This is a genomic window from Postechiella marina (assembly GCF_039538365.1).
GTDB classification, from domain to species: domain Bacteria; phylum Bacteroidota; class Bacteroidia; order Flavobacteriales; family Flavobacteriaceae; genus Postechiella; species Postechiella marina.
On the sequence record NZ_BAABCA010000008.1, the window covers coordinates 91,036 to 103,913 of the forward strand.

Below are 12,878 nucleotides of genomic sequence, written 5' to 3' on the forward strand. Positions count from 1 at the left end.
ACATTGCGCATATGAAAAGTTGCATGTTTGTGTGCGAGGATTTTCCGAAGGAAAATCGGAAGTAAGTTAACGAGTAACTCACATTGCATTATGATAAAATTAGCAGTTTTTTTGTATACCTTGTTGGTACCTGTTTTTTATTTATATATAATCCGTTTATATCTAGTATCAGATATTACTAAGTCATACCTTTCTATGAATTGTTCAAATTTACCTCTATTGTTATTGAATGATTCTGCCCAGTTTTTTAATCCAAAGGCTACATTAACAATCAAGGATTTTAGATTGAAATATTTAATTTTACCGTCACTTGTCCTTTCTTCAATATCTTCATTAAACACATAAAATCCCAACCCTGTTACAGATTCGTTTTTAACTTTTCGGGAAACGGTATTTGTCATATGTAATAATGAGTTTCTAAACTCCCAAAGTTCTTCTTCTGTGATTTTTAATTCAGATAAATTACAAAATTCATTTAACCAATTTTTGAAATTATTTCTAGTGTCTCCAAATTCTAAAAAAGCAAATGTGTCAATTGCAGATAATAATAGTTTTAATGAAGAAACATACATTTCGTTTTGAAATAATAATCTTATTGCCTTTAAAAAATCATCTTCTAGAAGATTGTCTAATTCAAACCCTTTTTCAGTATAATAATTAGTGAAATAATGTTCTGGAATAGTTTCATTAATTGAATATGTATAATCTGTTTTTGGTGTCGCTTGGTATTTCTCCGTCTTGTCAATTCTTATTTCTCCATCAACAATCATAGTAATTACGAATAATGGTTCATTTCCAGCATTTGATAATTGAAATATAGAATCAAATAATACACTATTGGTTGAATTATGGACTAGTATATTATAAGATTCTAGGTGTATACCTACAATCTCTTTTCCATTACTATCTGTAATTTTATATGTTTCAGGAATGCTTACATATTCCAAGTCAGTATAGTCTTGGTGAACTTTCTCTTGTAAGAATTTTATTTTTTCATCATCATTTCCTTTAACATCATATGTTTTAAAACCAATATATTGAATTATATCATTGTTACAAATAGGGAAAATATTGAAAATTTGTTCTAGCATTTTTTTTAAATTGGTGCCAACATAAAAATAACTCCCATTTTAATATTTACCAAACGAATTTAGAAGAAATTTTTGACAAAGTAAAGTGCTTTGTAATTAAAAAACCACTCTGTTTATACAAAGTGGTTTTATTATATCTGCGAAAGCTATAAAATACTGGTTTTAAGCTAACGTTTTTAAAGCTTCAATAATTGCTTCGGGTTCAGATCGCGTTCTATAATCTACATTAACATAACTCCATATTACTTCGCCTTGAGTGTTTAAAACAAAAGTGCCAGGTATTGGTAAAATGTTTCCGTTGCCATTATTTATTTTTACTAAGTCTAGATTACGGTCTATGCGCATGTGTTCCATTAAAAACTCTGGAACTTGCCAAGCTAAACCATATTGTTCTGCTACCTTGGCATCTTGATCAGATAATACTGTAAACTCCATGTTTTCAATGTCGTTTTTTGTTAACGAGCCATCTGGAACTTCTGGGCTTATGGCAACCAGAGTAGCGCCTAAATCGTGAATTTCGTTTAATCGTGCTTGTAATGCTCTAAGTTGTAAGTTACAATATGGGCACCAACTACCACGATAAAAGGTAACTACTACAGGGCCTTTTTTTAGTAAGCTTTGTAAAGTTACATGGTTGCCTTTGGGATTTGGTAACTCAAAATTTGGTGCTTTTTCTCCAACTTTTATTGCATTTTCGCCTTCTTTAAAGGCTTTGGCTTTTTCAATTACAAGGTCTACACCTTGCATAAATTCAGGTTTGGCTTTTCGTCCTGCTGCAATTTTAGCATCAGTTTGTTCTCTTAAATTTTTCATGTTTATTTGTATTGCAAAAGGTTGTTTCTGGTTTAAACGAATGTAGTTTAAATAGCTAGAGAGGTTGTATAATAACTTGTTAAAATAGACATAAAAAAAGCCACCTTGTTTTTACAAGGTGGCTTTTACTTTTATTATATCCGCTAAAGCGAAAAACTATTTAAGTATATCGTAACTACGTTTAATAAAGTTTGTTAACTCTTCGCCTTTTAATAAGCCTTGAGATAAACGTGCTAAATCTAAACTTTGGTTAATTAAGCGTTCTTTATCTTCTTTTGCCTCGGTAGCTAAAATATCGCTTACTAATTTAGAGTTTGTGTTTACAACTAGGTTGTGCATTTCTGGCATGCTGCCAAACATGTTCATACCGCCACCACCTGTAGCTTGCATTTCTTTCATTCTACGCATAAATTCTGGTTGCGTAATTATAAAAGGAGAGGCGTCGCTATCCATAGCTTCAAGTTGTACCATAAATTTCTCAGAAGGAATAACTTCTTTTAATAACTCGTCTAAAGCTTTAGTTTGATCTTCATCTAATTTAGAAATAGTGGTTTCGTCTTTCTTAATTAAATTGTTAATATGATCGCCATCTACACGAGCAAAAGTAATGTTTTCTTTAGAGCCTTCTAATTTTTGTATTAAGTGAGAAACAATAGGAGAATCTAATAATAACACCTCGTAACCTTTAGCTTTTGCAGACTCGATATAACTGTGTTGCTCGTCTTTGTTAGATGCGTAAAGGATAACTAACTTACCATCTTTATCGGTTTGGTTAGCTTTAATTTTATTGAATAGCTCTTCGTAAGTATAATACGTACCATCTACCGTTGGATAAAGTGCAAACTTATCTGCTTTTTCAAAGAATTTTTCTTCAGAAAGCATACCGTATTCTATAACAATTTTAATGTCATTCCACTTAGCTTCAAAATCTTCGCGGTTATTATTAAATAGCGATTTTAATTTATCGGCAACTTTACGTGTTATGTAAGACGAAATCTTTTTTACAGCACCATCGGCTTGTAAGTAAGAACGCGATACGTTTAACGGAATGTCTGGAGAGTCTATAACACCACGTAGCATGGTTAAAAATTCTGGAACAATACCTTCAACATTATCTGTTACAAAAACTTGGTTTTGGTACAGTTGAATTTTGTCTTTTTGAATTTGCATATCGTTCGACATTTTAGGGAAATATAAAATCCCAGTTAAGTTGAACGGATAATCTACGTTTAAGTGAATGTTAAATAAAGGCTCTTCAAATTGCATTGGGTACAACTCGCGGTAAAAGTCTTTATAATTTTGGTCTTCTAAATCTGCAGGTTGTTTTGTCCAAGCAGGGTTAGGGTTGTTTATAATATTGTCTACAGTAATTTTTCTATGTGGTTCTGTAGTTTCTTTACCTTCTTCGTCTTTTGTTGTTTTAGGCTCGTGCTCTGGATCGTTTATTTCTTTAGTTCCAAATTTAATTGGAATAGGCATAAACTTATTATACTTAGTAAGTAACTCGCTAATTCTAGATTCTTCTAGAAACTCTGTAGAATCTTCGGCGATATGAAGAATAATTTCTGTTCCTCTATCTGTTTTATCGTGCGCCTCTAAAGTAAACTCTGGAGATCCATCACACATCCAATGTGCAGCAGGCTCGTCTTTATGAGATTTTGTAATAAGCTCTACCTTTTCTGCTACCATAAAGGCAGAATAGAAACCTAAACCAAAATGACCAATAATACCAGAATCTTTAGCAGAGTCTTTGTATTTATCTAAAAACTCTTCGGCTCCAGAAAAAGCAACTTGGTTAATGTATTTTTCAACCTCGTCTGCAGTCATACCTAAACCTTGATCGATAATGTGAAGCTTTTTACCTTCTTTATCAATTTTAACCTCAATTTGAGGGTTTCCGTATTCAGATTTAGATTCGCCAATGCTAGTAAGATGCTTTAATTTTAAAGTAGCATCTGTACCATTACTAATAAGTTCACGTAAAAATATTTCGTGATCGCTATACAAGAATTTTTTAATGAGTGGAAAGATGTTTTCTACCGAAACATTAATGCTTCCTTTTGCCATGATATATATGTTTTTATATTATTAAAAATTATAGAAACAGAAAAGCAACAAAAATGCCAACAGTTAAAATGTGACAAACTGACACTTTTTTTTTAAGTTTGAAAAATAATAGAAATTACGATATCAATTTATAATTTCGTATTTTGTTGTTAATTGAAGATAATTTCGCTTTCGCGGAAGTAAAATAAAAACTAAAAATGTACAATTCGAAGATAATAGGATTAGGGAAATATGTGCCAGATAACGTTGTAACAAACGACGATTTATCTAAAATGATGGACACTAATGACGCTTGGATACAGGAACGAACAGGGATAAAAGAAAGACGATGGATAAAAGAAGGTACCGAAGATACATCGGCAGTAATGGGTGCAAAAGCAGCCAGAATAGCTATAGAACGAGCTGGTTTAACTAAAGACGATATAGATTTTATTGTATTTGCAACATTAAGTCCAGATTATTATTTTCCTGGTTGCGGTGTGCAAATTCAAGACATGCTAGATATGCCAACCATTGGAGCTTTAGATGTAAGAAACCAATGTTCTGGCTTTGTTTATGCCATATCGGTAGCCGATCAGTTTATAAAAACAGGTATGTATAAAAACATATTGGTTATTGGTGCAGAGTATCACTCCAACGGGTTAGACAAATCTACACGTGGTAGAGGTGTTACTGTTATTTTTGGCGATGGCGCAGGAGCTGCAGTTTTATCGAGAGAGGAAGATAATACAAAAGGAATTTTATCTACACACTTACATAGTGAGGGTAAATATGCCGATAAATTAATTGTAGAATCGCCAAGTATTGGGCATTGGGTGCCAGAGATTTTAGAATCGAAAGAGGAAGATTTATCGTATTTTCCATACATGGACGGGCAGTTTGTGTTTAAAAATGCTGTAGTACGTTTTAGTGAAGTGATTATGGAAGGGTTGATGAAAAATGGATTGCAAAAGGAAGATATAGATATGCTAATTCCGCATCAAGCCAATTTACGTATCGCTCAGTTTATACAAAAGAAGTTTGGTTTAGGTGATGATAAGGTGTTTAATAATATTCAAAAATACGGAAACACCACCGCTGCATCTGTAATTATTGCTTTAACTGAAGCTTGGGAAGAAGGAAAATTAAAAGAAGGCGACCACCTTGTATTAGCTGCTTTTGGTAGTGGTTTTACTTGGGCAAGTGCCATTATAAAATGGTAAAAAAAATATAAAAATTAAAAAACCCAAAACGTTAGTTTTGGGTTTTTTTTTGCTATTTATCAATTCGAATTAACACAAATCTAAATTTACTTATTAGCTAAATTTAAATATCTACGAATTTTTTTTATGAAAAGTGACTAACTCAAATAATTACAAAATTCGAGGTTTGTTAAAATATAACGTAAAAATTTTGTTCTTATTGTATTTGTTGTTAATTTTTTATAAAAATCGCAATAATTTTTTCTTTTAGCTATTAGACTTGTAAATAATTAGTACTTTTTAAGACGAATAAACGAGAATGGAGAATGATTAGAAATAATATAAAAATGAAAAAAAAACATTAGTATTAGGCGCTTCTTTAAAAGATACAAGGTATTCTAATTACGCTATTCATAAATTGGTAGCTAATAAAATAGAAACCGTTGCTTTTGGCTTAAAACAAGGGAGTGTTGCAGGTGTTAATATAGATGTTGAGCTTGTAAATTATAAAGATATAAATACAGTAACATTATATTTAAATCCAAAAAGGCAAGAGTCTTACTATAATTACATAATAGCTTTAAAGCCAGAGCGTGTAATTTTTAATCCTGGAACAGAAAATCCAGAGTTTTATAAACTATTAAAACAAAATAATATTGCCTTCGAGGTGGCTTGTACTTTAGTGTTGCTTTCTACGAATCAATATTAAACCTAAAAAAGTAAATAAGCCATTAATTATAAGAATTTCAAACCCTATTTGGTAACCGTTTAATAACTCTACAGAATACGCATTTAATAAATAAGATACAATTGGAGCTATAATGGCAATAATCCAAACGTAATTGTCTTTTAATTGGTTTTTTGTAAAAATGCCAAAGGCAAACAAGCCTAATAATGGTCCGTAAGTATAGCCTGCAGCTTTAAATAATTCCCAAATAACAGAAACGTCTTTAAAAATAGCATCAAATAAAACAATAACTATAACCAAAAGTACACTGGTTAATACATGTACTTGTTTTCTAACTTTTTTCTGGCTTGGTTTAGGCTTTTTATCAAGTTCTATAATATCTATACAAAACGATGTTGTAAGCGAGGTTAACGCAGAATCTGCACTAGAGTAAGCAGCAGCAATAAGGCCTAGTAAAAAGAAAGCAGATGTTACTATGCCTATTTCGGGTAACATGGCAATAGTAGGAAATAAATTGTCTTTTGTTGCAGTAATACCATGTTGTTTGGCGTACTGTGTAAGCATTAATCCTAAAGCTAAAAAAAGCATATTTACAAAAACTAAAACTATACTAAAAGAAATCATGTTTTTTTGAGCTTCTTTAAGGTTTTTACAAGTTAAGTTTTTTTGCATCATATCTTGGTCTAATCCGGTCATGGTAATGGTAATAAACATACCTGCAAGAAAACTTTTTATAAAATATTGGGCATTATTAACATCGTCAAAGAAAAACACTTTGCTCATGGCATTGTCTTTTACATTGGTGTAAACCTCGGCAATGCTATGTAAATTTAAAGCAGATGCTAAAAAGATAATAGTTACTATTACAGAAATTAGCATGAATAAAGTTTGTAAGGTGTCGGTAAATATTATGGTTTTTATACCGCCTTTAAAGGTGTAAAGCCAAATTAAGGCAATGGTTATAATTACGGTTACAGTAAATGGTATTTGGTATTGGTCAAAAATTAAAAGCTGTAATACTTTAGCAACCAAAAATAGTCTAAATGCAGCACCAACGGTTCTAGAAATTAAAAATGCAATAGCGCCTGTTTTGTAACTCGTTTTACCAAATCGGTCTTTTAAATAGGTGTATATAGAGGTTAAGTTAAGACGGTAATATATAGGTAATAGTACGTAGGCGATAACTAGGTATCCAAAAAAATACCCAAATACAACTTGCATGTATCCAAATTGTTTTGTCTCTACAGCTCCAGGAACCGATATAAAAGTAACACCAGATAAAGAGGCGCCAATCATGCCAAAAGCAACAAGATACCATGGAGCCGATTTATTGGCTTTAAAAAAAGCATCGTTAGAGTCTTCTTTACCAGTAAGATAAGAGATTAAAATTAAAACCCCAAAATAGCCAAGTATTAGTAATAGAATTTGTATTGCACTCATAAAAAGGTTGTTAAATTTAAGGTTTTGAAAGTACAAAGAATAACTTTAAACTTTATTGGTTAAAATCGATATTTAAAAGTGTCTTGTAAAATTAGCGAAATTCAAGGCGAAACAGTAATTTTGCAATATGGAATTTTCTTCTAAATTATTAGAAAGAGCGGTTAACGAAATGTCGCAATTACCAGGAATAGGTAAGCGCACTGCCTTGCGTTTGGTATTGCATATGCTAAGACAACCCAAAGAGCAAACTTTGGCATTATCAGAAAGCTTGCATGCTATGCGTAACGATGTAAAATTCTGTAAGTCTTGTAATAATATAAGCGATGTAGAAATTTGCGAAATATGTTCGAGTGCCAATAGAAACGAAGAAATTATTTGTGTAGTAGAAGACATTAGAGATGTTATGGCTATAGAGAGTACAAGCTCGTTTAAAGGGTTGTATCATGTTTTAGGTGGAAAAATATCGCCAATGGATGGTATTGGGCCTCACGATTTAACTATAGATTCTCTTGTAGAAAAAGTTAAAAAAGGTGTAATAAAAGAGCTTATTTTTGCGTTAAGTTCTACCATGGAAGGAGATACTACTAATTTTTATATATACAAGCAAATTCAAGATTATAATGTTGTAACCTCTACAATAGCAAGAGGTATTTCTGTTGGAGACGAGTTGGAATATGCAGACGAGATTACCTTAGGGCGTAGTATAGTTAATAGAATTCCTTTTGAATCTGCGTTAAAATTATAGTTATAGTTTGAAGCTTTCAATAATCATCTTAAATTATAACGTGCGTTACTTTTTAGAGCTTTGTCTAAACAGTGTGCAGGCAGCTATTTCTAATATTGATGCAGAAATAATTGTTGTCGATAATAATTCTGAAGACGACAGTTGTGCTATGGTAAAACGTAAGTTTCCAGATGTAAAACTTATTGAGAATAAAACAAATTTTGGTTTTTCTAAAGGAAATAATATAGGTTTTAATGTTGCAAAGGGAGAATACTTGTGCATATTAAACCCAGACACAGTAGTTGCAGAAGATGCTTTTATAAAATTATTACAATTTGCAGAAACCAAAGATAATTTAGGAATTATTGGATGTAAACTTATAGATGGTGTTGGTGCTTTTTTACCAGAAAGTAAACGTAAAATACCATATGTTAAGGCTGCTTTATTAAAGCTAGTAGGTAATTCTAAATACTATTATGCAAATTATTTACAAGAAGACGAAACAGGAAGTGTAGATGTTCTAGTAGGTGCTTTTATGATTATAAAAAGTAGTGTGTACAAAGAAATGCAGGGCTTTGACGAAGATTATTTTATGTACGGAGAAGATATCGATTTATCTTACAAAGTACTAAAAGCGGGTTATAATAATTTTTATTTTGCTAATACAACCGTAATACACTATAAAGGCGAAAGTACGTTGCGAGATAAAAACTATGCAAGACGCTTTTATGGAGCAATGCAAATTTTTTACAAAAAGCACTTTAAGAAAAATATTGTTTTCGATTTGTTAGTGTGGTTTGGCGTAAAAATGGTTTATGTGTTTAGAAGTACGCCTAAAGCAAGGCATAAAAAAGTTGCTAAATATATTTTTGTTTCAGATAAGAGAAATGAGCAATTAGAACGAGTTTTAACAAAAAAAACAATTTTAGATTTAGAGTTTAATCAGGTTAGTTTGCATGACGAGGTTATTTTAGATGCTAATTATTTAAGTTATAAAAGTATCATTGAGATAGTAGAACGTTTAAGAAAAAAACACTCAGTTACATTTAAAATTTTACCAAAAGGAGCTAATTTTATTGTTGGAAGCGACAATTCTATCACTAGAGGAGAGGTTGTTGAGTGGGAATAGGTTTTTTTATTAGGGATAATTCAGAATTAATAATGTTTTTTTATTAATTTTGCATCAGATTTAAAAAATAAGAGGATTACATTATAGATATGGCAAAATTTGAGCTTACATTACCAAAAATGGGAGAGAGTGTTGCAGAAGCAACAATAACTTCGTGGTTAAAAGAAGTTGGAGATACTATCGATTTAGATGACGCTGTTTTAGAAATAGCAACAGATAAAGTAGATAGCGAAGTGCCTAGTGAGGTAGAGGGTGTTTTAGTAGAACGCTTATTTAATGTAGATGATGTAGTACAAGTAGGCCAGGTTTTAGCAATAATAGAAACAGAATCTGATGTTAAAGTTAAAACAACCCCAGAACCTATAGTTGTAAAAGAAGAAGCAAATGTTAAGGCTGTTGCAACTCAAGTAACAGATACTATTCAAATAGTAAAAGATTCAATAACTCCTGTGGTATCTACCCAAGATCGTTTTTACTCGCCATTAGTTAAAAATATAGCTAAACAAGAGGGGATTTCTCAAGACGAATTAGATGGTATTACTGGTACCGGAAAAGAAGGTCGTGTTACTAAAAACGATATTAAAGCGTATATAGAAAATAGAGTAGTTGGAGCGCAAAGTGCTACTGTGAAACCTGTAGCTGCAGCGCCAGTTAAACCTGTTGCAAAAACAGAAAAAACTAAAGCAGAATCTGCTCCTGTGGTTTCTAATGGTGAAGATGAAATAATAGAAATGACTAGAATGGGAAAACTTATTTCTCATCATATGGTAGAGTCTATTCAAAATTCGGCACACGTACAAAGTTTTATTGAAGCAGATGTAACTAAAATTTGGAACTGGAGAAAGAAGGTAAAAGAAGGGTTTATGAAGCGCGAAGGCGAAAACCTAACATTTACACCAATATTTATGGAGGCTATAGCTAAGGCTTTACGCGATTACCCAATGATGAATATTTCGCTTCAAGGTGATAAAATAATAAAAAAGAAAAACATAAATCTTGGTATGGCAGCTGCTTTACCAGATGGTAACTTAATTGTGCCTGTTATAAAAAATGCAGATCAACTTAACTTGGTTGGTATGACAAAGCAGGTAAACGATTTAGCTAAAAGAGCACGTTTAAATCAATTAAAACCAGACGATATTCAAGGCGGAACATACACGGTAACTAATGTAGGTACTTTTGGCAGTATAATGGGTACACCAATTATAAACCAGCCACAGGTGGGTATTTTAGCTTTAGGTGCAATAAGAAAAGTGCCTGCTGTTATAGAAACTCCAGAGGGCGATTTTATAGGTATTCGCTACAAAATGTTTTTATCTCACTCTTACGACCATCGTGTTGTTAATGGTGCTTTAGGTGGTATGTTTGTAAAAGCAGTAACAGATTATTTAGAAGCTTGGGATAGCGACCGCGAAATATAAGGCTTACTCCATATATTGTTTTAACACATTAAAAAGTACTTCTTTATTGGTAATATTGCGGTAAATGTCTTGTTTTATTTGAATATCAAAAACATCTAGCGCAGTATTGTTATAAGGTTTGCCAGATTTTTTTAACAAGGCTATAAGTTCGCTGCTGTTTTTTTTAACATGTTTTGTGTTGTAAGCTATTTTATATTTATCAAACAATGCTTTTGCTTCATTACAAAACTCACAATTGTTAGATTCGAATATGGTAATTTTTGTTGTTTTTAAAGCACTATCAAAATTTATTTGAAAATCGTCGTCATCCTTTCTAAAACTTAAATTCTGGCTTACTTCGTTTACTATAAACTGCTTTTTGTATTCGTTAGGTTTGCCAGTCAGTTTTATAAGAGTAAGTAAATGTGTTTCGCTATTAGGAGCCACGGTTGTTAAAACAGGTCTATTGCTTGTTCTCCTGTAATTATCTGTGCTTACTCGTAAAAAAACAACGTAACTTGTAGAGTCTTCATTTTTTGCAAAAAGCTCAAGTCTTTTTCCATTTTGCTTTTCTATTAATGTTACATTTTTATGAGTTTTTTTTTGAGAAAAACATAAAAAAGAAAACATAAAAAATGTAAGTAAAATAAAACGATATTTAAAGTTTGAATTCATAGTCGATTGTAAAATTAATAAATTTAAAGAAGTATATTTGTTTTAAATAAATTATTAAAAGCCTTGTGAGTTTGTTAAAAGTTATAGCCTTTTTCTTGTTTTCTTCAAGTATATATGCTCAAGTAGATACCTTGTATTATAGTGTTGAAGGACATCAAGTTAATAAAATGGTGTATAATGCTAAAGTAAAAACAAATTTCTATCATGGTGTAAGATATACTACAGATACTCTTGTAGTAGAAAAAATTGTGCCAAATTATTATTACGATAAATTAAATGTAGTAACTAAGTCGCAGTTGTGTAAGTTATTTTTTTCTAGATATAATATAGATACAACTAAAACTCTATCTATTCGCTATGTAGATACTTTAAGAAGTAAAGACGAACTGCCAGATAAAAATCTAATGGTTATTAAAGATAGCCTTGGTCATGTTTTAGAGTCGCACAGCTCTTCTACTAATGTGTTTCATTTAAAAAGTATAAAATCAAAAGGTTATCGTTGCTTTACACCAAGCTATAAAACCTATGTTAAAAGTTATAAATCTTGGTATAAAAAGCACAAAAAGTTTAAAAAAGTAGTGCCTTTAGTGTTTTACGGGTATAATAGCGGTGTAAGTTCAGAGATAGAAGATGTTAACTTTTATAAAGATTATGGTAAATTAATAAAGAAGCTTTTTAAATACGAAGATCGAAATTTTGCACATTTAATTATTAAGCCAAGTGGAGAGTTTTATATTAGATATGGTTTTGATGAGATTTCGTTTAAAAGTTTATTTGATGATGATGCATGGACCATGAATAGAAATGCATTTCTAAAAGAAAAATTAAAATATTAAAAATACATATGCAACTTAATTTAAGCAAGCCTATCTGTTTTTTCGATCTAGAAACTACAGGTGTTAGTATTACTAAAGACAGAATTGTAGAAATATCAATACTTAAAGTTTTTCCTGACGGAAAGGAAGAAAGTAAAACTTGGTTGGTTAACCCAGAAATGGTTATACCAGCAGAGGTTGTAGAAATTCATGGCATAAGCAACGAAGATGTTGCTGATAAGCCAACATTTAAAGCGCTTGCTAAAGAAATTTATAATTTAATAAAGGACTCAGACTTGGGTGGTTTTAATTCTAACCGTTTTGATATTCCGTTGTTAGCAGAAGAAATGCTGCGGGCAGATATTGATTTTGATATGAAGAGTAGGTTGGCGGTAGATGTACAAACCATATTTCATAAAATGGAACAACGTACCTTGGTTGCTGCTTATAAATTTTATTGCGATAAAAATTTAGAAGGTGCGCATAGTGCTGCAGCCGATACTAAGGCTACTTACGAAGTACTAAAAGCACAAATAGATAAGTACGACGAGATTGAAAACGACACCAAGTTTTTAGCCGATTTTAGTTCTAGAAAAAAGTTTGCAGATTTTGCAGGTTTTATTGCTTTTGATGAAAACGGATTAGAGTGTTTTTCTTTTGGTAAGCATAAAGGTAAATTGGTAACCGAAGTTTTAGAAAAAGAACCTGGTTATTTTGGATGGTTGCTAAATGCAGATTTCCCTTTGTATACTAAAAAGGTATTAACAGCTATTAAACTGCGAAGCTTAAATAATAAATTAGGATAGGCATAAGATTTAAGCACTAGCTAGTTGTTTTGCGGGTATGCTTTTACTT

General features: G+C 31.5%; 12 protein-coding genes. 7 read left to right on the forward strand and 5 right to left on the reverse strand.

The features are described 5' to 3' along the window. Positions 1-137: 137 nt before the first annotated feature. From ABD715_RS16945 to htpG, 3 genes are all read right to left on the reverse strand, one after another. Positions 138-1,091: a hypothetical protein gene (locus tag ABD715_RS16945; protein WP_344789530.1), complete on the reverse strand. Its 954-nt coding sequence runs from the start codon at positions 1,089-1,091 to the stop codon at positions 138-140. A gap of 162 nt (positions 1,092-1,253) precedes the next feature. Continuing rightward, complete coding sequence (locus ABD715_RS16950; protein ID WP_344789531.1) at positions 1,254-1,904, reverse strand: peroxiredoxin-like family protein; 651 nt, start codon at positions 1,902-1,904, stop codon at positions 1,254-1,256. Positions 1,905-2,060: 156 nt separating this feature from the next. Continuing rightward, complete coding sequence (gene htpG / locus ABD715_RS16955) at positions 2,061-3,971, reverse strand: molecular chaperone HtpG (RefSeq protein WP_344789532.1); 1,911 nt, start codon at positions 3,969-3,971, stop codon at positions 2,061-2,063. A 197-nt stretch (positions 3,972-4,168) separates the two neighbouring features. On the opposite strand from htpG, the gene ABD715_RS16960 reads away from it, so the two are divergent. Together ABD715_RS16960 and ABD715_RS16965 are read left to right on the forward strand one after the other, a co-directional pair. Then, positions 4,169-5,173: a 3-oxoacyl-ACP synthase III family protein gene (locus ABD715_RS16960; protein WP_344789533.1), complete on the forward strand. Its 1,005-nt coding sequence runs from the start codon at positions 4,169-4,171 to the stop codon at positions 5,171-5,173. Positions 5,174-5,561: 388 nt separating this feature from the next. Further along, positions 5,562-5,861, forward strand: coding sequence for a CoA-binding protein (locus tag ABD715_RS16965; protein ID WP_344789634.1), 300 nt, complete (start codon positions 5,562-5,564; stop codon positions 5,859-5,861). On the opposite strand, the gene ABD715_RS16970 is transcribed toward ABD715_RS16965, so the two are convergent. Then, positions 5,832-7,280: a sodium:solute symporter gene (locus ABD715_RS16970; protein WP_344789534.1), complete on the reverse strand. Its 1,449-nt coding sequence runs from the start codon at positions 7,278-7,280 to the stop codon at positions 5,832-5,834. The genes ABD715_RS16965 and ABD715_RS16970 overlap by 30 nt on opposite strands. A gap of 127 nt (positions 7,281-7,407) precedes the next feature. Here ABD715_RS16970 and recR point away from each other — a divergent pair, with 127 nt between their 5' ends. The 3 genes from recR (at position 7,408) to ABD715_RS16985 (ending at position 10,554) form a co-directional block, all read left to right on the forward strand. Further along, the gene (gene recR / locus ABD715_RS16975; protein ID WP_344789535.1) at positions 7,408-8,025 is read left to right on the forward strand and encodes a recombination mediator RecR; all 618 of its coding nucleotides are present in this window, start codon (positions 7,408-7,410) and stop codon (positions 8,023-8,025) included. Positions 8,026-8,032: 7 nt separating this feature from the next. Then, complete coding sequence (locus ABD715_RS16980; protein ID WP_344789536.1) at positions 8,033-9,133, forward strand: glycosyltransferase family 2 protein; 1,101 nt, start codon at positions 8,033-8,035, stop codon at positions 9,131-9,133. Between the two features lie 89 nt (positions 9,134-9,222). Further along, positions 9,223-10,554, forward strand: a complete 1,332-nt coding sequence (locus tag ABD715_RS16985) for a dihydrolipoamide acetyltransferase family protein (RefSeq protein WP_344789537.1) — start codon at positions 9,223-9,225, stop codon at positions 10,552-10,554. A 3-nt stretch (positions 10,555-10,557) separates the two neighbouring features. Here ABD715_RS16985 and ABD715_RS16990 read toward each other — a convergent pair whose 3' ends face one another. Then, on the reverse strand, positions 10,558-11,208 hold the full coding sequence (locus ABD715_RS16990; protein ID WP_344789538.1) for a glutaredoxin family protein: 651 nt from the start codon (positions 11,206-11,208) through the stop codon (positions 10,558-10,560). Between the two features lie 71 nt (positions 11,209-11,279). On the opposite strand from ABD715_RS16990, the gene ABD715_RS16995 reads away from it, so the two are divergent. After that, positions 11,280-12,044, forward strand: a complete 765-nt coding sequence (locus ABD715_RS16995) for a hypothetical protein (RefSeq protein WP_344789539.1) — start codon at positions 11,280-11,282, stop codon at positions 12,042-12,044. Positions 12,045-12,052: 8 nt separating this feature from the next. Continuing rightward, complete coding sequence (locus tag ABD715_RS17000; protein WP_344789540.1) at positions 12,053-12,829, forward strand: exonuclease domain-containing protein; 777 nt, start codon at positions 12,053-12,055, stop codon at positions 12,827-12,829. The last annotated feature ends 49 nt before the right edge of the window (positions 12,830-12,878 follow it).

What these genes read in the sequence shown, in the direction of transcription:
- ABD715_RS16945 (WP_344789530.1), bottom strand. Translation starts at nt 1,091, where the DNA reads ATGCTAGAACAAATTTTCAATATTTTCCCTATTTGTAACAATGATATA.
- ABD715_RS16950 (WP_344789531.1), bottom strand. Translation starts at nt 1,904, where the DNA reads ATGAAAAATTTAAGAGAACAAACTGATGCTAAAATTGCAGCAGGACGA.
- htpG (WP_344789532.1), bottom strand. Translation starts at nt 3,971, where the DNA reads ATGGCAAAAGGAAGCATTAATGTTTCGGTAGAAAACATCTTTCCACTC.
- ABD715_RS16960 (WP_344789533.1), top strand. Translation starts at nt 4,169, where the DNA reads ATGTACAATTCGAAGATAATAGGATTAGGGAAATATGTGCCAGATAAC.
- ABD715_RS16970 (WP_344789534.1), bottom strand. Translation starts at nt 7,280, where the DNA reads ATGAGTGCAATACAAATTCTATTACTAATACTTGGCTATTTTGGGGTT.
- recR (WP_344789535.1), top strand. Translation starts at nt 7,408, where the DNA reads ATGGAATTTTCTTCTAAATTATTAGAAAGAGCGGTTAACGAAATGTCG.
- ABD715_RS16985 (WP_344789537.1), top strand. Translation starts at nt 9,223, where the DNA reads ATGGCAAAATTTGAGCTTACATTACCAAAAATGGGAGAGAGTGTTGCA.
- ABD715_RS16990 (WP_344789538.1), bottom strand. Translation starts at nt 11,208, where the DNA reads ATGAATTCAAACTTTAAATATCGTTTTATTTTACTTACATTTTTTATG.
- ABD715_RS17000 (WP_344789540.1), top strand. Translation starts at nt 12,053, where the DNA reads ATGCAACTTAATTTAAGCAAGCCTATCTGTTTTTTCGATCTAGAAACT.